A 20,253-nucleotide genomic window follows, 5' to 3' on the forward strand; every position below is an offset into this window, starting at 1 on the left:
GATTGATATTAGTACACATTGCAGGCTGTAATAGATCATATAAAGAACCGATAAAGAAGGTGTACTGAGAAAAAGAGAGGATGAATGTGAGCGAATGTCACAGAGAATTGATAACATAATAGACGCTTTACCAATCATTGGACTAGCTATGAGAGAGCAACTAACCTTTTCTGTTTTAGGGAAAGAGAAGGTTCTTTATTATCAGCAACATGGGAACATTGATTTAGGATTTAAAGCTGGTGATACAGTGTCTGATGGATTTCAAAACTTTGCGATGCTGAAAAATGGGAGAGAGCCATCGTTTATCCAAATCCCGAAAGAAGTATACGGGATTCCTATGGATATCGTAGCCGTCCCGATTACAGATGAGACGGGTCAAGTTGTCGCTGCCTTCTGTGTTGCATATGACCAAACCAATCAACAACGATTAGATCACATCATGACGGAGAGCAACCGAGCTTCCGAAAAACTAGTCGCGATGGTACAGCAAGTTGCCGCACATTCAGAGGAACTACAAGCGACAAGTGAACAAATTCTACAAAATACGAAAACCACTGTCGAAAATTCCTCTAAAATCAATCAAGTGTCCAATCTCATCAAAGGTATCTCTGATCAAACGAACTTACTCGGACTCAACGCATCCATAGAGGCTGCAAGAGTAGGTGAAGCAGGGGCAGGCTTTGGAGTGGTCGCAACAGAAGTGAGAAAGCTATCAACTCACGCGAAGCAAGCGACAACTGATATCGAAACAGCGCTAAAAGATGTACAGAGCTCTATTAAAGGAATGGAAGAAGAAATTTCACAAATTGTGGCTTCCTCTGAACATCAAGCAGAGCTTGTCGGCACTTTTACAAAAATTATTGAAGGACTTCACGAAACAAACGAAACGATGAAAACATTGGCAGACGACTTAGTAAACTATCAAGTGAAATAAAAACTTCCGGACCAAAACCTCCAGTTGTATCGGAGGTTTTTTAACGTTTTAAGGTGAGATATTTGTTATGATATTGACCGGTTGATCGCTGACAGGCAGGGTACACTTCTGTATGATAGAAAAAGAGATACCAGTTTGGTCATTAGACTTATTCATAAGGAGGAAGATCATCATGAGACAATCAGCGAAGCTGCAAGAAATACTCGCGCCCTACCGTCCGTTGTTAAAGCAAACCGAAAAACCAATGATTCAATTAAAGATGAAACAAGGAAAAACAGGACCATACGACAGCAAAATAGCTGGTGATCCTTACTTCCCAAAAAACGATGAATATCCACTTGATGGTGAAGGACAACCTATGAAGCTTTTGGCACAAATGAATTTCGGTCAGCTACCGAAGCTGAAAGATTATCCAGAAACAGGACTTCTGCAAATCTTTATTTCTGTGCATGATGATCTTTATGGGATGAATATTGACCATAAAACAGAGCAAAAAGATTTTCGGATCAAATTCATTGAGGAACCTTTCTTAGCAGAAGAAGAGTTATTCACTGATTTTTCTTTTGTGAAAATTCCAGATGATTTTTATTTTCCTGTCACGAAAGAAGGCGCGATTACAGGTGAATTATCAAGCGAAACGATCAGCGTAGGAGATTTTCGATTTGAAAAAGTCACAGGCAAACAAAGCTGGGACCTATTTGAAGATGTGAATGTTGATGCTGATGAAGCAGATGCCCTGCTAGATGAATTTTATGATACAGCGAGTGGCTTTGGTCACAAATTAGGCGGGTATCCAGGGTTTACACAAGAGGACCCGCGTACATATGTAGATCAAGATCATACACTTCTGTTATTGCAGATAGACTCAGATGATGAAGTAGACCTGATGTGGGGAGATTGCGGTATCGCCAACTTTTTTATCAAACCAGAAGACCTCAAGCAGAAAAATTTCGAGAATATCGTCTATAATTGGGATTGCTCCTAATTTTGTAAAAAACACTCTTCATAAAGTGTTTTTGTATATGGTTTTAGCCTTTTTTACCCCTATTTCGTCATTTTTGAGAGGTAATATGTCATTCTTTCTAGTTGACCGTATCAAAAAAAAATGTAAAATCATCTTAAAGTCCTCTTTTTTGAAAATAATAATAAAATGACATATCAATCAACAATGAAATGCTCGAAAAAGCGGAATGTACTGGGGGGGATCAATTGATCATTTCGAAAGTAATCAATAATAATGTAGTCAGTGCGTATGATGACGAGCAGCATGAGCTGGTCATTATGGGCAGAGGGATCGCGTTTCAAAAGAAAAGCGGAGACCCGATTGACGAAGAACGTATCGAAAAAGTATTTTCCATTCAAAATAAAGATATATCAGAAAAATTCAAAACCCTGCTTTATGATATTCCAATCGAGTATATGCAAGTGTGTGAGGCGATTATTGATCATGCGAGAACGACCCTTAACAAAAATTTAAATGACAGCATCTATGTGACGTTGACGGATCATATCACCTTTGCCATCGAACGTCACCAAAAAGGAATGGACATCAAAAATGCTTTGCTCTGGGAAATCAAGCGGTTGTACAAAGAGGAGTTCATGTGTGGTATAGAAGCGATTCGTATCATACAGGACAAGCTCAACATTCATCTTCCTGAGGATGAAGCAGGCTTTATTGCCATGCATATTGTCAATGCAGAGCTCAATGAGGAAATGCCAAATGTTATTCAAATCACGAAGCTCATTCAAGATATTTTGAATATCGTAAAGTATCACTTTCAAATTGATTTGGACGAGGAATCATTAAATTATTTCCGTTTTGTCACGCATTTAAAGTTTTTTGGGCAGCGTCTGTTTAACGAAACACAAATGGAAAATCAAAATGAATTTCTGTATGAAGTGGTAAAAGAAAAAAACACAGCAGCTTTCCAATGCGCCGAAAAAATTAATGAGTATGTTCAAAAAGAATACAACCGAAGTCTCATAGAAGATGAGATGTTATACTTAACTTTGCATATCGACAGAGTGGTAAAAAGAAAATAAATTCAAAAAGAAAGCGTTGACATCACAAAATTAACATGATAATTTATAACTATAAACTAAATAATCCACAATCTTTTAGGATTGTTACTGGTCAAGCAGGCAAAACCTAAATCATTGTCCCTATCTCTGATAAGGCGTGATTTAGGTTTTTTTATATCTAAAGACTTATAAAATTCAATAATGATCAATCGCTATGAAGGATTGTTACTGGTTAAGCAGGCAAAACCTAAATATCGATTAATGTCTGAATCGCTATTTTTCGGGCATTAATGGATGTTTAGGTTTTTTCTATATCATGATTTAATCAACGATTGGAGGGTAATACAATGAACCACAAACAAACAGCAAAAGAAGTTCTAGAGCTTGTCGGCGGTGAAAAGAATGTTAAGCACGTCACGCATTGTATGACAAGACTTCGCTTCAACTTATACGATGAAGGCAAGGCGGATAAAGAGAAGCTGCAATCAACAGACGGCGTCATGGGTGTGAATCAAAGCGGAGGTCAATATCATGTCATTATCGGCAATGATGTTTCAAATGTCTATCAAGCGATGATTGCTGACTCAGGCCTGTCAACAGATGTAAAGTCCAGCATTACAGAAGAAGCATCAAAACAAAATGTGTTATCAAAGCTTTTCGATTTTATCTCTGGTGTCTTCACGCCGATTCTTCCAGCCATTGCTGGAGCCGGTATGATCAAAGGAATAGTAGCATTAATGCTTACGTTCCAGTGGATATCGGATAAGAGCAGCACGTATGCGATTTTAACAGCCATCGGCGACGGAGCCTTTTACTTCTTACCGATTCTGCTGGCTGTAAGCGTAGCTAAAAAAATTGGAACGAATCAGTATATCGCAGCAACCATTGCAGCAGCATCATTGCACCCTCAGCTAACTGCTTTACTTGGTGCAGGAAATACAGATTTTCTCGGCTTACCAGTGGTTGCTGTTGTGTACTCTTCATCGGTCATTCCAATTCTACTCACGATCTGGCTCGGCTCATATGTTGAAAGATTTGCAGAGAAATATAGTCCGAAATCATTAAAAATTATCCTAGTGCCAACTTTTACAATTCTCGTCGTTGTACCAATTATGCTTATTGCTGTAGGACCACTTGGTGCGATTATCGGGAGTGGTCTTTCAGGCGGAATTGATTTATTGTTTAAACATGCAGGTATTTTAGCTGGCATCTTAATCGGTGGTTTGATGTCACCACTGATCATTACCGGAATGCACTATGCGACCTTACCAATTATGATCAACAACATTACATTAAACGGTTTCGATTACATTCTGCCAATGATGTTTGTAGCTAATATGGCACAAGCAGGCGCAGCATTCGGTGTCTTCTTAAGATCAAGAAACAAAATATTCAAATCATTGGCAATGTCAACAAGTATCACAGCATTAATGGGAATTACTGAACCTGCTATGTATGGTGTGAACATGCGTTTGAAAAAGCCTTTCATTGCTGCTTTAATTGGTGCAGCAGTAGGCGGTATGTTCATGTCGATCTTTAAAGTAAAAGCATATGTCATTTCTGGATCAGCAGGTCTTCCAGGTATCCCGTCATTTATTGGACAAACATTTGTCTACTCAATCATTGGCTTAATTATCGCTTTTGCCGTGGCAACGATCATGACACTTGTACTAGGATTCAAAGATGTACCAGTGAAAGATGATACAAAAGCAGACAAACCAGAAGAAAAGAAAGAGACGGCAGCGCTTCAAAATGGAGTGGTACAAAGCCCGCTTGAAGGTCAACTAAAGCCGCTAAATCAAGTGAATGATGCAACATTCTCTAATGAAATTATGGGGAAAGGTGCAGCTATTGTTCCAACTGTTGGACGTGTTGTAGCACCGTTCAACGGCAAGGTTGAAACCATTTTCCAAACAAAACATGCGATTGGATTAAGGAGTGATCAAGGCACAGAGCTTCTTATCCATGTTGGAATTGATACGGTGCAGCTTGGCGGAAAGCATTTCACAAGTCATGTGCAGTCAGGTGATCTTGTTCAAGCAGGAGATGTGCTCGTTGAATTTGATATCGAGGGCATTCAGCAAGAAGGCTATGATGTCACCACACCGATTATCGTTACCAACACAAACGATTTTGCTCGTGTTGATGCGAAAACAGATGGAACGATTATGGAGAAAGAAACATTGCTCACAGTCAGTGTCAAAGAAAATGAGGAGGTCATTCAACATGAACAAGTTAGAAAAAACATTTCCTAAAGGTTTCTTATGGGGCGGCGCTGTTGCTGCCAACCAAATTGAAGGTGCGTATAACAAAGGTGGAAAAGGCTTATCTACAGCTGACGTATCACCACATGGCATTATGCACCCATTCGATGAATCAATGAAAGACCTTAACTTATATCATGATGCAATCGACTTCTACCATCGCTATAAAGAAGATATTGCACTCTTTGCAGAAATGGGGTTCAAGTGCTTCAGACTATCCATTTCTTGGCCGCGTATTTTCCCAAATGGCGACGATGCGGAACCGAATGAAGCAGGCCTCGCTTTTTATGAAAAAGTATTTGATGAACTGCATAAGCACGGAATTGAGCCAGTTGTCACCATCTCTCACTATGAAATGCCGCTCGCACTTGTGAAAAATTACGGCGGATGGAGAAACCGTAAGCTTGTCGATCTTTATGAAACATACGCTAAAACTTTGTTCACTCGCTATAAAGACAAGGTGAAATATTGGATGACCTTTAATGAAATCAACGTCGTGTTGCATGCGCCTTTCACTGGTGGCGGACTTGTATTTGAAGAGGGAGAAGACGAGAAAAGCATTCAATATCAAGCAGCGCATCACCAATTTGTTGCAAGTGCTTTAGCTGTCAAAGCAGGACACGAAATCATTCCAGATGCGAAAATTGGCTGTATGATTGCAGCTATGACCACATATCCGTACAGCTCAAGACCAGAAGATATGTTTGCTGCGATTGATCAAGACCGTAAAACATTGTTCTTCTCAGATGTACAGGCAAGAGGCTATTACCCAGGTTACATGAAACGTTACTTCCTTGAAAATGACATCAACATTGAGTTCCAAGATGGGGACGAAGACATTTTAAGAAACCATACTGTTGACTATATCGGGTTCAGTTACTATATGAGCTTTGTAGCAAGTACAGATCCTGCCATCCTTGATCAGGCTGAAGGTGGGAATCTATTTGCAGGCGTGAAAAACCCATACCTGGAAGCAAGTGATTGGGGCTGGCAAATTGATCCGAAAGGACTTCGTACGACGCTTAATCAGCTGTATGACCGCTACCAAAAACCATTGTTTATCGTAGAAAATGGATTGGGCGCTGTTGATCAAGTAGAAGAAGATGGATCAATTCAAGACGATTACCGAATTGATTACCTCAGAAGCCACTTGCTAGAGGCAAGAGAAGCGATCGCAGACGGAGTAGACCTGATCGGTTATACAAGCTGGGGCCCAATTGACCTTGTCAGCGCATCAACGGCTGAAATGAAAAAACGCTACGGCTTCATTTATGTAGACCGTGATAATGAAGGAAACGGTACATTAGATAGAAAGAAAAAGAAAAGCTTTGATTGGTATAAACAAGTGATTGCTACGAATGGTGAGCATTTGGATTACTAAACAGAGAAAATATTGTTTCGTTTCTTTAAGAACATATGGTGTCTTGAAACGGTGAAAATAATACGAAAACAATTTGAATCAGGCATTATCATTCTTTGGGTCTTCTTTAGGGGCATGATGGTGATAATGCCTTTTTTTATTAAAAAGACAAAATTGAATAAAAAATAAACCACACTTTAAATTGTTGCGTGGTTCAAATAAATCATATACTCTTCGAATATATTTATTTAAGCTTTTGAAGAGGAGTTTTGATCTTCAATTCGATAATACCTAGTAATATTGATTCTTCAAGTATTTCTTTTATATCTTCAAATTTTAGATTATTTTGAGATAAAATATCCTCTATGGATTTGATACCATTGATTTGACTTAAAAAGGTAAACCATTCATAATCATCGCGTGAATCAACAAGGTATTCAATGTTATTATTAATAGTGATATATAATAAGTTATCCTCTTGCAGAGGCATTAAAACATCTATGTTTTCTTTTAGTATTGGAACGTGTAATGTATTAATCGTTAGAGCATCGTCTTGGCTTAAGTGTAACTTGTGTATATTTCTTTTTGGTGGAATGCTAATTTTATTTGTGCTCTTAACTTTTACAGATAAATCACTCGACATTTGTTCTAACATTCCCATATTGATTAACCGTGTTAAGAACTCAATGTTTTCTAAGTCATGATGATTTTCAATGGTTTTTGCAAATTGATAGATGGAATCTATATTAACAAAACTATTTTTATTAAAAGCATAATCAATTATTTCATAATTATTCTTCTTTAGGATATTCAAAATTAAATGTCTAGTAGACTTAACCCCTTTCCCATAAAAAAATGGAACTTTAGGTCTCTTCACTAATGTTTCGGGAATGTCTGTATATTTTAGAAGACCTTCTCTAAGTATGTTTTTATCAAAAAAAAGATCAGCATACTTGTTTTCTTCAACACCAAGTGTTAGTTCAATGAGATTGTGGTCTAAGAAAGGAACCCTATTCTCTATATGGTTACCAGCAGCAATTCTGTCTTCCATCCAGCAGTTATACATCTGAATATCTCTATATTTGGAATAAACATAGTTTAAGTAAGGATTGTTTTTGGTCTTAAAAAAGTTATTTTTTAATAAATTTCCTTGAAATAAATTATCCCATGTATTAATCGGGTCGTTCAGTAAATTCATTTCTTTGTTTTTATCCAAAATCTTTAACGATTGCATGAAAGTGGCCCAGGCTGGATCTCTTTCAGAAAAAAGTTGGCTATATCCACCATTAAATTCATCACTACCTTGACCAGTTAATATAACTTTTATATTTGGATTGGAGTGTTTTGCAAATTTATGAAGATGATATTTATAGAGCTGCTCGGCACTACAATAAGGACTCTCACATAACCATAAAAGAGATTTCCAATCATCGATACTATAGTCCATAGTATACTCATTAAAATCAGCAAAGTGTTCATTAAAATGATAATGCTGTGCGGCTTTTAAAGCATACTCTGCATCCCCGTTAACAATGGTACTTCTACTTACAACAGAAAAGCTGTTGATCTCTGTATGTTTTGCTACAAAATGACCTATTGACACAGAATCAATACCACCACTTAAAAATAAACCTATATCTACATCACTCATTAAACATTTTGTTGAAGAAGAGTCTAAAAGATTTATATATTTCTCTATGATTTTATTTTTCGATAGGTGATGTATAGGAATTTTGGTTATGTTCCAGTATTCTTTTGTATTCACTGTTTTATTTCTGAGGTTTACTTCGATGTAATGTCCACCTGGTATATTTTCAATCCCCGAAAAAAAGCTCCCCACGGGCGTTATGTTATTAGAAACATGCCCAGCTAACCAAGAATCACTTAAAGCTTCCATCCAATCAAATGTGCGTGGACAATTAGGATATTGCAATAAAGCTTTAATTTCTGATGCAAAGATAATACGTTCTCCCGTAAAGTTATAGAACAAAGGTTTAATACCAAACCTATCTTTTATAAGATAAAGCTTCTGTTGAACTTTATCTAGAATAGTGATTGCAAACATTCCATTTAAAAAATTCAAGAAATTTATTCCATAATCTTCATATAAGTATAATGCAATTTCACAGTCTGACCGGCTACGGAAAGCTCGTTTTCTTTTTAGTTTGCTTTTTAGATCATGATGATTGTATATCTCACCATTAACCATGACAATAATAGATTCGTCATGATTAGCGAAGGGCTGATGACCATGAGTAATATCATTTATGGCAAGTCTACAAAATCCGAATGCTTCTCTTCCGTTTATATGATAAAAATCTCCATCTGGGCCTCTGTAATTGATTTCTTCCAACATGTTTTTCATAGAAAGAACTTCATGTGAAGTAACATCATAATGAAATTTAACCAATCCAACTATTCCGCACATTAATGATCATTCCTTATTATTAAGTTGAATTTCTCCATTATTATCTACTATTTTTCGTCTATTTATTTTCGCTTCTATAATTACAATAAGCATTGAGCAGAGAAAGAAAACAGTAGATGTGACACCAATCATCTGATATCCAGATACTGATATTTCTGTATTCGTTGTTGATTGTATGATTGGAGCAAACAAGACACCAGCTACGCTTGCCGTGGTAAATTGAACCATCTGAAATAATCCCATATAGGTTCCTGTTTCAGTTTTTGGTGAAGAAGTTAAGGCTACTTTATTTTGAGCCGGCAGAACCATTACAGCACCAATACCACCTATAATGAACACCAAGACAAAATATACATAATGAAAAGAGTTTTCACCGGGGAGAATGCATCCAATACTATATATTGATAATAAAGTTAGACCAAATATCATCGTTTTATTTAATGACTTATCCACGCGTCTTCCACCCCATGCACCTAGTGAAATCATCACGATAGGGCTTGCAAGTAATACCATGCCTACTATACTGGCTTCATACCCTTGAGACATCCTAAAATAAATCGGGGTAAACGTAGCAATAGCATTTATGGATAAAAAAATAAAAAAACCTCTGAGCGCATTGATCAAAAATGGCCTATTACTCCATAAATCTTGGGGTATGATTTTTGTTTGGACTTTATTGAAAAATTCAACATACAAAAATGAAGCAAAACCTGCAAAACCAAATAAAATCCAAACGTCACTTTCACTAATAAATATTCCTTGAATGGATATAAAGGTTATAAGTAAGCTTAAAGTTCCTACTATAGGTAAATTTCCAAAAATAAATTTAGTTGATTTTTCAATATTAGGAACTAGCATTAACCCTAGAGCAAGTGCTATCAATCCAATTAGCCCTAGTAACAAAAATATCATTTGCCATTTCATACTCTGTATAATCAAACCGCCTAATGATGGACCTAACAGCGCTGATGCGGCCATCACTGAACCTTGTAATCCAAATGCCCAACCAATTCTATCTTCACTAAATATGCTTCTAATAAGCACAGCTTGCACTGGAACAATCATAGCATCAGCTAACCCTTGAAGAGATTGCCCTACCAAGAACATTCCCCAGTTAGATGAAAAAGCACTAAGCAAGCAAGAAATAGTGAATAAGCTTAACCCTATTAAAAACATTTTTTTAACATTTGTCATTTTAGCCATGATGCCAAAAAAGGGCATGAAAACCCCGAAGAAAGACCAAAAAACGATGTTTCTCCACTGCATGACTTCATAATCAATATTATAAAATTGAACTAGCTCAGGATAGGCTATAAATAACATGGTAGTACTCATCGAACTAGCAAATACTCCGAGTGAAATCGCAATAACAATCAATCTGCTTTTTATAGTCATTGTATCAACCTTTTTTCAAATTCTAATTCATCTTTGACATGTATTCCGTAATTTCCTATAGAGGGGATTGTAGGTTTAACCATTCTTGCTTTATCAATTGCACCAATATAGATGTTTTTGAAAGAATATCCCTTTCTTTGATAAAACCTAATTGCATTTAAGTTATCATTACTAGTGATTAAATTAATAGAGTGTATATTTTGTGTTTTTAGATTTTGTTCTAACTCAAAAAGTAATCTACTTCCAACACCATGGTACTTTTCTAGAGCCTCCAAAGTCAGGATTTCTGCTTCTTCTTTGAATATTTTGTAAACTAATATTCCTACTATATAATCTCCACGTTTAGCCAACAAAATGTTTTCATTTAAAACATTATAAGTTGTCCCTTTAGACACCATAGTCGTTCCACCCCAATGTTCATTGAAAAAACATGTTAACCACGAAAAGTCTTTTGAACTTGGCTGAGTTACTGTCAATTCTTTTGAAAGCGAACATTTTTTTGACAGCTGGATATGGGCTATTTCTTTGTCATTCACTTGATCCTCAGAAAAATGGATTGAGATGCCTAGTTTTTCGGCGTTTATTTGAGCAAGTTTTTGTGCATAGTTCGAAAAATCTTCAGGGTCAATACCAAAATAAAAAAAACTCCCAGGTGGATTCTTTTTGTACCACAGTTTGCTACTGATGACATATTCGTTTTGTTTTGTTTCAGTTATGCTGATATCATCATATAATAGTGCTCTTCCTTCAATAAACTCTAAGACAAATTCATCTAATTTGTTTTGAGTAAATAAACGGTTTTTTTCTTGAAAATATCCTATTTCACTTAATTTACTGTGAATCCAATTAATTAAATCATCCTCGTTTAGTTCATTATCTCTCGCTAGTGCCATTAGCATTGCAATGTAATTAACGATTGTTTTGCTTCTCTTAGTTGAAATGTTTTTATAGATGTTTTCTAGAATATCGTCATTAAGTTTATTCATTTTACATATACAACTTCCTTTTCAATTAATTGTTTACTCAATGCTTGCAGGTCTTCGATACAAGTTTGAACATCTGTATCATATTCTTCAGCAATTTCCGTTACTATTGAAATAAACTCTCTTTGCCCGTCAATTCGTTCATAAAAATCAGCAGCGACTTGATTTAGGGACATGCCTGGTTCGATAATGATACCTTTTAAGTACCTTCTTGTAACATTATCAGGATTCTTTATGAGAATTGTATTATTTTCCATTGGAATTCCCTCCATTCTTTTTTTCTATAACAAGGTACCAAGATTGTGGCTTTGGCTCGTTTGTATCCATACTTGTTGGAATATCTCCAATTTCATCAATAACTTCCATAAACTCTTCAACAGAGAACTCTAAAGGATGGAATGAATAATTTGAAATACCTGACCGTGTAAGCATTTCACCTACATGTTTTTCAGTATAGCTTTCTAAGAAGGCTTCCTCCAAAATACTTATATACTTTGAGTCTATTTGTTTTTTTAGGCTATTCAAGGAGAGTAAAGATATAGGGTGAGTATCAATAATGATGATTTTACCTCCCGGTTTTAGCACTCTATAGCACTCTTTTAATCCCTTTACTGGCTCTACCCAATGATGTAGACATGAATAAGAAACTAGTGCATCAATCGACTCATTTGCATACGTTAATGAATGAACATCTTGTATTTCAAAAATCACATTTTTTTTATTAAGACATGTATTTATTTGATTTTGGGCTAGTTCTAACATTGTTTTATTAATGTCAGTAGCATAGATAGTGGCATTTGAATTGTTACATAAATAATGTGTTAAATAACCGGGACCAGTTCCCATATCAACAATGGTCTCTTCAGAACCTGAAAGGGTATGATTTAAAATTTTATTACCTATCAACGGGTATATGTATAGTTGATTTTCTTTGACAAAATCATTATATAAATAACATTCATCATGAGTCAGCAAAGAATGTACACTCCTTTCATAAAGTGTTAGGGTATGAAAAAACAGTTATTAATGTCCACCAGCAACAACTACATTACGAATCTCAACGAGACGAGGAGTTTTATAAACTTTTTTCATGTGATTCACCTCCTTTATTGTCCTTTTCTAAAAGGGTTTTATTGGATTAATGTCCACCAGCAACAACTACATTACGAATCTCAACAAGACGAGGAGTTTTATAAACTTTTTTCATGTGATTCACCTCCTTTATTGTCCTTTTCTAAAAGGGTTTTATAAATTAATGTCCACCAGCAACAACTACATTACGAATCTCAACAAGACGAGGAGTTTTATAAACTTTCTTCATGTAATATCCCTCTTATATATGTCTTAAATTTCAATTTCATACCCTAACGAAAGTCATGATAGCACATTTTTTATATTTTTTTCAATATTTAGACAATGATTTTTTTGACAAATTTTTATGTCTATAAAGTGAAAAGTGATGAGTAAATCGCTGCTACAAATAGAATTAGAGTTTGTGAAAAAGAAATAGGAGAAAATTCAAAAGATGGCTAGAATCATGGGTTATTTTAATCTGGAGAGACGTTTATGGTTTTAGAGAGTTGTATAACCACTGAATTTGTATTCTAAATGGAATAGGATAATCTTTTATGTTTGTGATGATTATGCGTACTAACGAATAATACCTTTAATCTCCATTTGTCCATAGGTCTTTTAAAAGTAATTCTGTCGATCCTTGTATACATATTATTTTTTATTGATATCTCTTGATAATCTATTCTTTTTATCTGAATATTAAGATTATTAGTTGAAATTGGATTTGCTTTTTGTATAATTGTATTTGGAAATATAAGCATAGGAGGTAAATGATGAAAATAACAAATGGAAATATATTAGACGACGTTTTAAACGAGATGAATTCTGATGAGTTTTTAAATGAATATTGGCCAAATTATTTTTTACATAACAAAGGAAGTTTAGAACGATTTTTTTCAGTTCCTGGAATCGAAAGTATATCCAGCTTGGAGAATATTCTAAAGATATATAAAAATCCAGTAATGGTTGTTGGGGATGCAATAATTGAGGAGACAGGGGGGATCCTTAACAAGTTTTTAGTTCCACCTGAAGAGGCAATGAGTTGGTATGAAAAAGGAGCTGCCTTAGAATTTGATTTCACAGATATATTTATACCAGAGCTTCGTGAATCTATTAACAAACTAAAGTCACTGTTAGGTTTGCCTGAGGGAACAATGGCAAAAGCAGTATTGTACGCTGCTAAAGAATCAGCTGGATTTTCAGCACATTTTGATGCGTATTGCAATTTCATTTTTCAACTTAAAGGGAAAAAGAAATGGAAGTTGGCTGAAAATTTTAATACAATAAATCCACTTCAACATTATGAATTAATCGAGGCTCCTCATTTGCCAGATCCATTAAAGTCGTATTGGAATGGTGAATTTCCTGATGAAAATTTATCTAATGGAAGGGAATTGCTTTTAGATACGGGCTCATTTTTATTTCTTCCAAGAGGTTGTTGGCATTCAACTAGTTCTTCTGAAGAAACCATTGCATTAAACTTTACCTTCGGTCAGCCAGCTTGGCTAGATCTAATTTTAATAGAATTAAGGAATCGACTGATTCAAAAAGACGAATGGAGAGAGCTGGTGAATATTGATCTTTTGGATGAAAATGAACGAAAAAAGATAGAAGAAAAATTAAAATCAATGATAAATAATTTGCCAAACGATTTCAGGGGAATTTCAGTAGGGGATATTCTGGCAAGAAAGAAAGATGACTTAGATGTATATCAATCTACACAACTTGTTGTAAGACAACTTATGAGTATAAAAGATGGTTTTTAAGAAGATAACTTATGTTCATTATCTTCTTAACTCAACTATAGAAGTATTACGATTAAACTTAGTATAATGTTGATTGAGATGACAAAAAATAAAGAACCGCCAAAAAGCGGTTCTTTATTTTGACGGTAAGCTTTTTCTGTAGGTTTCCGCCTATTTCCACACTTGATCAGCAATCTCAATCACATGACGCAGCTTTTCCCATTGCTGCTCTTCTGTTAACAGGTTGCCCTCCTCTGTTGAGGCGAAGCCGCATTGTGGACTCAAACAAATTTGGTTAATGTCCACATATTGAGCCGCTTCCTCAATTCGTTTTTTAATCTGTTCAACTGGCTCAAGCTCTCCGTATTTTGAAGTGACAAGGCCTAGTACGATTTGAAGGTTTGAATTCTTCACATATCGAAGGGGTTCAAATCCGCCGGAACGATCATCGTCGAACTCTAAAAAGAGACCATCAAGATCTAATCCGGCAAAAATCGTTTCTGCGGCTGCTTCGTAACCACCTTCAGCTGCCCATGTTGATTTAAAGTTACCACGGCAAATGTGCATCGTGATGACTAAATCCTTTGGACGATCGGCAACGGCTTCATTGATTGTTTTTGCAAACGACTCACGAAGTTCATCTTCCTCGCGGCCAAAGGCTTTGATTTGTTCATGGCCTTTTTCAGAAAAGAACACTGCCCATGCCGTATCATCTAGCTGCAAGTAGCGGCAGCCTGCATCATAAAAAGCACGGATGGCTTTCTTATACGCCTGTGCCACATCATGGTGGAATTCCTCTAAGCTGTCATACACCCCTTCTTCAAGCTTTCCACGGAAAAAGAGCATATTCGGACTTGGAATCGTCATTTTAGCCGTATGATCACCAGCGATGCTGTGAAGGAAGCGGTAATCCTCTAGCATTGGGTGATCTGTAAAATCGATCTTGTCTGTTACCTTGATACCTCTAGCTTTTGTCGTTGTGTTGTGGAATTGAATGCCCTGATCTGCTTCAAATCCTTCGACCCCATCAAGTCCTTCAAGAAAGTCAAAATGCCACCATGCACGTCTGAACTCTCCATCTGTGACAACCTCTAATCCAATCTCCTTTTGCTTCTCCACAATACGTGTGATTTCTGCATTTTCAATTTGTCGGAGCTGCTCTGCTGTCAGTGTACCGTCTGCTTTTTGCTTGCGTGCTTCTTTGATGCGCTCTGAACGGAGTAAACTTCCTACTTGATCTGCGCGAAATGGCGGCTTTGTTGTTCTCTTTCCAATGGTTTGTACTTGTGTCATACTGAATCCCTTCTTTCTACAGGTTGAAAATCAAATAAAAAAGCTCTTCCTTGGATAAGGAAGAGCATCATATACTGTGAGATCTCTGCCTTATCTTCAAACAAGCGTATGCTTGCTTAAGGAATTAGCACCATTCTGTTCCTAGGAACAGCGGTTGCCGGGTTTCACAGGGCCAGTCCCTCCACCACTCTTAATAAGGTTACCTTTTGATTCAATTTTCTTAATAAACACAATTATTCAATCTTTTCGAGAAAAAGTCAATGGTTTTTACAATTTATTTTCCTACATAAACAAATCAGCGACGAGGACACCAGCTAGTCCGACAAGTGAAAGAACAGTGACCATCAATGTCCATGTTTTAAAGGTTTGGGCCATTGACAGGTTAAAGTATTCTTTATAAATCCAGAAACCTGCATCATTCACGTGAGAGAACGTAATACTTCCGGCACCTGTTGCGATCACCATTAATTCCGGGCTGACACCCGTTAATCCAATAAGTGGTGCAGAAATGCCAGCCGCTGTGAGACCTGCGACAGTTGCTGATCCTAAAGACACACGAAGGACAGCAGCAATCAGCCAGGTGAGGAGCAGGGGAGAAAGCAAAAGTAAGAGATTATATCTATAACTATACAAAGAAGCATAAAAGTAATTCTATGCGAACATGAAGAGAAGTGATATTCAAATCAACTACAACACGCAGTATTACTTCACGAAAAAGGGGATTGCTGTTGTCTTTGATCCATATGAAATCGCACCATACTATCAAGGAATTCCTATGATTCAAGTACCTGCAAAGGTGTATAAATAAAAAGAGAAACGGCCACTGGATGTGGTCGTTTATTAATGTGTCTAAAACATGTTCTGACACAAACAAAAAGAACCCCTGATGAGGCTCTTTCTTTGAATTTATACTTGTTTAGGTGCGTTGTTTAGTGGATGGCGGCGTTTGCTGTTGTAGTGGCGGCGCATACGAAAGATTTCAAACTCCGAAAGCTCTGCGCTTTTTCGTTTTTGGGTGCGGTTATCTTTTTTGAAAGAGAAAAGTAAATAGCAGCAAAGTGAAGCGATAATCAATAAAATCATCATATGACATTCCTCCAATTCATCCTATTCTTTCAGTGTAGACAGGGTGAGTGATGTTTATAACTGAAAATAATAAGCAGCAGAATCGGTTTAGTTCTTAAGGTTTAGATGATCCGCTGATTTAGGTCTAAAATACTGGTTGTTTTTAACTATTATATTTCCAATTATTTCACTCGTCAAGAAGAATTTTTTCTGGGGTTGTCTATATTAGTACGATTAAATGTCATAAAAGTTTCAGAATATTGTAAACTTTTATTAAAAAACCGTTCCCGAACAGGAACGGTTGTAAACATGTCTATGCTTTTTCTTCAAATAAACGTGCGATTTCCACGATGACTTCTGTTGCTTTCACCATGTTCTCAACTGAAATAAATTCATCTTTACCGTGGAAGTTTTCTCCGCCAGTAAAGATGTTTGGTGTTGGGAGACCTTTATATGAAAGCTGAGAGCCATCTGTACCGCCGCGTATAGGTTCGATCACAGGTGTCACTGAGCGGTTTTCCATTGCTTCATGGGCAATGTCCACAATATGTTTAACCGGCTCAATTTTTTCTCTCATATTATAATATTGATCCTGAATGCTGAGGGTGATACTGTTTTCGCCGTAGACCGCTTTTAAGTCATTTGCAATCTTTTCAAATAGTGCTTTGCGATTGTTGAACTTCTCTTTATCAAAATCACGGATAATATATTGCAGCTCTGCTTCTTCCACTTCTCCTACAAACTTCGTCAGGTGGAAAAAGCCTTCATATCCTTCTGTATACTCCGGAGATTCATCTGAAGGGAGTTTATTGTGAAAGAGCATCCCGATCTTCGCAGCACTGACCATTTTGTCTTTCGCTGTACCTGGATGGACGTTGTTTCCTTTAATTGATACTTTCGCACCTGCTGCGTTGAAGCTTTCATATTGAAGCTCTCCAAGCGGTCCGCCGTCAATGGTATAAGCATAGGAAGCGCCAAAGGCATCGACATCAAACTTGTGCGGCCCTCTGCCAATCTCTTCATCTGGAGTAAAGGCGACTCGAATCTTTCCGTGCTTGATTTCTGGATGCTGAATGAGGTAATGCATGGCAGTCATAATTTCTGCGATACCTGCTTTGTTATCTGCACCAAGTAAGGTCGTGCCATCAGTGGTGATGAGCGTATGTCCTTGGTACTTTTGCAAATTTGGAAACTGTGCTGGAGATAAAACGATATGTAAATCTTCATTTAACGTGATGTCACCGCCTTGATAGTCCTCATGAAGCTGCGGTTTCACATTCTTGCCGGTGAAGTCAGTAGCTGTGTCAATATGAGCCAGGAAGCCAATCGTTGGCACTTCTTTGTCGGTGTTAGATGGGATCGTTCCCATAACATAGCCGTTTTCATCCATTGTTACTTCTTGAATCCCGATGGATTTCATCTCTTCAACAAGCTGTCTCGCTAGGTTCAGCTGTCCTGCAGTAGATGGGCAGCTTTCTTTTTCTGCATTAGACTGAGTATCTACTTTCACATAATTTGTGAAACGCTTGATCATTTCCTCTTTCATCTATACGTCACTCCTTTTGTAGAATATGTTCATTTTATCACGTCTTGAATGCGCTTCATAACAAGAAAGGTTTTCTCTGGCAATTAGAGAGTAAAAAGGCCTGCTTTTATTAGGCGATGTGCTGAATGGTTCTTTAGGGTGATTTTTTTGGGTGTCTTTTTATTTATAATGAGGACATATAAAATCATCCATTTGTACGTTAATTTGGGAGAAAGGGGTGCGAAAGTTGGATTCTAATCAAACGCTGGCACTCGCTCAAAAGTTTCAGGAAGCAGCTGCTTGAGAATCGGCTGAAAGCAGTAGGATCAGGCTGGCAAGGAGAAGCGAGGAATAAATTTGATCAAAGCTTTGAGGAAACAACGGCACCCTATGATCAATTTGAAAAGGACTTGCTTGAAAGCGTGAAAATGCAAAGGCTGTTGGAAATGCAGTGAATAATATGGTCTTTATCGCTGGCGGGTCTGTCGCAGGTGCCGTTGTCGGCGGCGCTCTCGGAAGCTTTGCGGGCCCGATTGGAACAGTTGTCGGTGGCGCCATTGGATCAGCAGTAGTTGAATTTATTGGAGAAAAAGTCGCCAAGCTGACATCCGGTTTTGCTGAACAGGTCGCAGTGAAATTAAAGGATCCGATTCATGCAGCCGTGGATAAAGGGAAAAAAGCATTTGAGCTGGCGGGTCAAGGTGTGAAAGCAATCAATGACACCATTGATCAAGCAAATCAGGTGATACATAAAGGGATAGAACAAACAAAAGAAACCGCAGACTCGCTTATAAAGGGTGCAGGCGATTTCTTTAAGGGCGTATTTTCTTTTGGATAAGGAGAGATCAAGTTGGATCAGCTGAGTCTAAGTATCGAGGAACTCATCTTTAGTTTTTACAGTGAAGGCTATTTTGAACAAGGCATGTCCTTAAAGGAAGCCTATTATCCTGATGCAGAGGATGAACGTCTTGGGTTTTTGTTTGAAATTGCGTGCCGCTCTTTGCTGGCAAAAGACGTGCTGGAATTTCGAAACAGACAATACCGTTATAAAGCAGAATACCGTCATTTCATCCAGGCCATGAATGATGCATCTCATACCGTCAAGGCTTCAAGATTTGGAGAGTTAGATGAAGAAGTCAGTATCTCCTTTCATACGACGCAGGCGGGCGTGTATGCGCATCATACGCTTTATGATCAACAAGTGCATCAGATCCATAAACTGAAAGACAATCAGCAGGCAGAGGAGCAAGTGACAGCCTTTTTGAGCATACACATGAGTGATCACCGCATACCTGTTATCAACCTGCAAGCAGAGGAATTTGAAATGCTATTAGAGCAAGCAAGCGAAGCGAAAGATGAGCGGTTTTCCTTTCTCAATAAAGCAGAGAATCAAGAACTCGTGAGGGCATTTGTTTCCGATGTGCAGGCGAGAAAAGGAAAGATGGATTCCCTTATGAAGGTAGCCTATGACAAAAACAATACGCCGGATGTGGAGTCCATGTTATTTGTTATACCAGGTGAGAAACATTCCTGGCTTGTGTCGGGAATAAAGGAAAACGAATTTCGCATAGAGACGGCTCATAGAGACGGGTTACGTTCTATATTCTAATGGAGAAAAGGAGAATGACGCTTGAATCCAAGTGAAGTAATAGAAGTGAGGAGCAGACCCTTTCTAAGAGTATGGGCATTCTTAGCAACGGGCGGCTTTGGTATCATCGGTATTTGGCTATTTTCAGAAGCTCTTACATTTGAATCGAATTATACATTATTTTTAGGCGGACTATTAGGTATTGTGTATGGCTGGATCTCCTTTTTGATGATTCTGCCGGCTTTTACGAAGAGGGGAAATGTGATTTTTCGAATTCAGCGCGGAGAGAATGGTGCTATTTTGCATCGAGAGCAAACGATCCCTTTTCAAGACATTCAATCAATCGACATGCGCCGGCACCGTTACAGTATAAGGGGATTTCTCTTCATGGATGTGCTCATTCGGAAAATAGATGGGAAATTGCTCAAGATTCCGGCGTACAGTATTTTAGATGAAGAAGTATTTGAGCAAACCGTCAAACAAGACATCTATCCATATTTAAATCGGGCAGCCCAAGAGAACTGGAGACAGCAGCATGGTCAGGGAGAAGAGCTGATTGACTAGGTTGTTTACGCCA

Annotated in this window: 17 protein-coding genes, 3 pseudogenes and 1 riboswitch; of the genes and pseudogenes, 11 read left to right on the forward strand and 9 right to left on the reverse strand. The window is 37.4% G+C overall.

The annotated features are described in order from the left end of the window. Positions 1 to 94: 94 nt before the first annotated feature. The 5 genes from ACSLGF_RS06090 (at position 95) to ACSLGF_RS06110 (ending at position 6,601) form a co-directional block, all read left to right on the forward strand. Positions 95 to 934, forward strand: a complete 840-nt coding sequence (locus tag ACSLGF_RS06090) for a methyl-accepting chemotaxis protein (RefSeq protein WP_456003405.1) — start codon at positions 95 to 97, stop codon at positions 932 to 934. A 172-nt stretch (positions 935 to 1,106) separates the two neighbouring features. Next, positions 1,107 to 1,919, forward strand: a complete 813-nt coding sequence (locus ACSLGF_RS06095) for a YwqG family protein (protein WP_456003408.1) — start codon at positions 1,107 to 1,109, stop codon at positions 1,917 to 1,919. Positions 1,920 to 2,143: 224 nt separating this feature from the next. Beyond that, complete coding sequence (gene licT, locus ACSLGF_RS06100) at positions 2,144 to 2,977, forward strand: BglG family transcription antiterminator LicT (RefSeq protein WP_456003410.1); 834 nt, start codon at positions 2,144 to 2,146, stop codon at positions 2,975 to 2,977. Positions 2,978 to 3,303: 326 nt separating this feature from the next. Beyond that, positions 3,304 to 5,211, forward strand: a complete 1,908-nt coding sequence (locus ACSLGF_RS06105) for a beta-glucoside-specific PTS transporter subunit IIABC (protein ID WP_456003413.1) — start codon at positions 3,304 to 3,306, stop codon at positions 5,209 to 5,211. After that, on the forward strand, positions 5,183 to 6,601 hold the full coding sequence (locus ACSLGF_RS06110; RefSeq protein ID WP_456003415.1) for a glycoside hydrolase family 1 protein: 1,419 nt from the start codon (positions 5,183 to 5,185) through the stop codon (positions 6,599 to 6,601). Before ACSLGF_RS06105 ends, ACSLGF_RS06110 begins: the two co-directional genes overlap by 29 nt. Positions 6,602 to 6,824: 223 nt before the next feature. Here ACSLGF_RS06110 and asnB read toward each other — a convergent pair whose 3' ends face one another. Genes asnB through ACSLGF_RS06135 form a run of 5 tightly spaced genes read right to left on the reverse strand, consistent with a single transcriptional unit; the run spans position 6,825 to position 12,361 of the window. Continuing rightward, positions 6,825 to 9,008 (reverse strand): asparagine synthase (glutamine-hydrolyzing), encoded by a 2,184-nt coding sequence (gene asnB / locus ACSLGF_RS06115; RefSeq protein WP_456003417.1) that lies wholly within the window; start codon positions 9,006 to 9,008, stop codon positions 6,825 to 6,827. A 6-nt stretch (positions 9,009 to 9,014) separates the two neighbouring features. Next, positions 9,015 to 10,403: an MFS transporter gene (locus tag ACSLGF_RS06120; RefSeq protein ID WP_456003419.1), complete on the reverse strand. Its 1,389-nt coding sequence runs from the start codon at positions 10,401 to 10,403 to the stop codon at positions 9,015 to 9,017. Further along, on the reverse strand, positions 10,400 to 11,389 hold the full coding sequence (locus tag ACSLGF_RS06125) for a GNAT family N-acetyltransferase (protein ID WP_456003421.1): 990 nt from the start codon (positions 11,387 to 11,389) through the stop codon (positions 10,400 to 10,402). Before ACSLGF_RS06125 ends, ACSLGF_RS06120 begins: the two co-directional genes overlap by 4 nt. Continuing rightward, positions 11,386 to 11,643 (reverse strand): PqqD family protein, encoded by a 258-nt coding sequence (locus ACSLGF_RS06130; protein ID WP_456003423.1) that lies wholly within the window; start codon positions 11,641 to 11,643, stop codon positions 11,386 to 11,388. Before ACSLGF_RS06130 ends, ACSLGF_RS06125 begins: the two co-directional genes overlap by 4 nt. Continuing rightward, the gene (locus tag ACSLGF_RS06135; protein ID WP_456003425.1) at positions 11,633 to 12,361 is read right to left on the reverse strand and encodes a class I SAM-dependent methyltransferase; all 729 of its coding nucleotides are present in this window, start codon (positions 12,359 to 12,361) and stop codon (positions 11,633 to 11,635) included. Before ACSLGF_RS06135 ends, ACSLGF_RS06130 begins: the two co-directional genes overlap by 11 nt. An 872-nt stretch (positions 12,362 to 13,233) precedes the next feature. On the opposite strand from ACSLGF_RS06135, the gene ACSLGF_RS06140 reads away from it, so the two are divergent. Beyond that, positions 13,234 to 14,226, forward strand: a complete 993-nt coding sequence (locus tag ACSLGF_RS06140) for a JmjC domain-containing protein (RefSeq protein ID WP_456003427.1) — start codon at positions 13,234 to 13,236, stop codon at positions 14,224 to 14,226. 150 nt (positions 14,227 to 14,376) lie between these two features. On the opposite strand, the gene ACSLGF_RS06145 is transcribed toward ACSLGF_RS06140, so the two are convergent. After that, positions 14,377 to 15,498 carry a 5-methyltetrahydropteroyltriglutamate--homocysteine S-methyltransferase gene (locus ACSLGF_RS06145; protein ID WP_456003429.1) on the reverse strand — a complete coding sequence of 374 codons (1,122 nt, stop codon included), beginning with the start codon at positions 15,496 to 15,498 and terminating at the stop codon, positions 14,377 to 14,379. Between the two features lie 87 nt (positions 15,499 to 15,585). Beyond that, positions 15,586 to 15,698: riboswitch (SAM riboswitch) on the reverse strand. Between the two features lie 82 nt (positions 15,699 to 15,780). Continuing rightward, a pseudogene (locus ACSLGF_RS06150) lies at positions 15,781 to 16,098 on the reverse strand (GntT/GntP/DsdX family permease); the annotation flags it as partial. 61 nt (positions 16,099 to 16,159) lie between these two features. Between ACSLGF_RS06150 and ACSLGF_RS06155 the strand changes: the two are divergent. Further along, positions 16,160 to 16,306 carry an RsiV family protein gene (locus ACSLGF_RS06155; RefSeq protein WP_456003431.1) on the forward strand — a complete coding sequence of 49 codons (147 nt, stop codon included), beginning with the start codon at positions 16,160 to 16,162 and terminating at the stop codon, positions 16,304 to 16,306. Positions 16,307 to 16,404: 98 nt separating this feature from the next. Here the strand turns inward: ACSLGF_RS06155 and ACSLGF_RS06160 are convergent, their stop codons facing one another. Then, a complete protein-coding gene (locus ACSLGF_RS06160; protein WP_456003776.1) occupies positions 16,405 to 16,584 on the reverse strand; it encodes a hypothetical protein in 180 nt (59 codons plus the stop codon). Between the two features lie 292 nt (positions 16,585 to 16,876). Further along, the gene (gene pepT, locus ACSLGF_RS06165) at positions 16,877 to 18,109 is read right to left on the reverse strand and encodes a peptidase T (RefSeq protein ID WP_456003434.1); all 1,233 of its coding nucleotides are present in this window, start codon (positions 18,107 to 18,109) and stop codon (positions 16,877 to 16,879) included. A 226-nt stretch (positions 18,110 to 18,335) separates the two neighbouring features. On the opposite strand from pepT, the pseudogene ACSLGF_RS06170 reads away from it, so the two are divergent. From ACSLGF_RS06170 to ACSLGF_RS06185, 4 genes and pseudogenes are all read left to right on the forward strand, one after another. Then, positions 18,336 to 18,510 (forward strand): annotated as a pseudogene (locus tag ACSLGF_RS06170) (WXG100 family type VII secretion target); the annotation flags it as partial. Beyond that, positions 18,507 to 18,926: pseudogene (locus ACSLGF_RS06175) on the forward strand (hypothetical protein); the annotation flags it as partial. The pseudogenes ACSLGF_RS06170 and ACSLGF_RS06175, both read left to right, overlap by 4 nt. A 12-nt stretch (positions 18,927 to 18,938) precedes the next feature. Further along, entirely contained in the window at positions 18,939 to 19,697 is a 759-nt protein-coding gene (locus ACSLGF_RS06180) for a hypothetical protein (RefSeq protein WP_456003437.1), read from the forward strand. A gap of 21 nt (positions 19,698 to 19,718) precedes the next feature. Next, positions 19,719 to 20,240: a YfjD family protein gene (locus ACSLGF_RS06185; RefSeq protein ID WP_456003440.1), complete on the forward strand. Its 522-nt coding sequence runs from the start codon at positions 19,719 to 19,721 to the stop codon at positions 20,238 to 20,240. Positions 20,241 to 20,253: the final 13 nt, after the last annotated feature.

The organism is Bacillus sp. A015, assembly GCF_053851875.1.

Bases quoted from the DNA above. Each gene is read 5' to 3' on its own strand.
- ACSLGF_RS06090 (WP_456003405.1), top strand. From the start codon at position 95: ATGTCACAGAGAATTGATAACATAATAGACGCTTTACCAATCATTGGA.
- ACSLGF_RS06095 (WP_456003408.1), top strand. From the start codon at position 1,107: ATGAGACAATCAGCGAAGCTGCAAGAAATACTCGCGCCCTACCGTCCG.
- ACSLGF_RS06105 (WP_456003413.1), top strand. From the start codon at position 3,304: ATGAACCACAAACAAACAGCAAAAGAAGTTCTAGAGCTTGTCGGCGGT.
- ACSLGF_RS06110 (WP_456003415.1), top strand. From the start codon at position 5,183: ATGAACAAGTTAGAAAAAACATTTCCTAAAGGTTTCTTATGGGGCGGC.
- asnB (WP_456003417.1), bottom strand. From the start codon at position 9,008: ATGTGCGGAATAGTTGGATTGGTTAAATTTCATTATGATGTTACTTCA.
- ACSLGF_RS06120 (WP_456003419.1), bottom strand. From the start codon at position 10,403: ATGACTATAAAAAGCAGATTGATTGTTATTGCGATTTCACTCGGAGTA.
- ACSLGF_RS06125 (WP_456003421.1), bottom strand. From the start codon at position 11,389: ATGAATAAACTTAATGACGATATTCTAGAAAACATCTATAAAAACATT.
- ACSLGF_RS06130 (WP_456003423.1), bottom strand. From the start codon at position 11,643: ATGGAAAATAATACAATTCTCATAAAGAATCCTGATAATGTTACAAGA.
- ACSLGF_RS06140 (WP_456003427.1), top strand. From the start codon at position 13,234: ATGAAAATAACAAATGGAAATATATTAGACGACGTTTTAAACGAGATG.
- ACSLGF_RS06145 (WP_456003429.1), bottom strand. From the start codon at position 15,498: ATGACACAAGTACAAACCATTGGAAAGAGAACAACAAAGCCGCCATTT.
- ACSLGF_RS06155 (WP_456003431.1), top strand. From the start codon at position 16,160: ATGAAGAGAAGTGATATTCAAATCAACTACAACACGCAGTATTACTTC.
- ACSLGF_RS06160 (WP_456003776.1), bottom strand. From the start codon at position 16,584: ATGATGATTTTATTGATTATCGCTTCACTTTGCTGCTATTTACTTTTC.
- pepT (WP_456003434.1), bottom strand. From the start codon at position 18,109: ATGAAAGAGGAAATGATCAAGCGTTTCACAAATTATGTGAAAGTAGAT.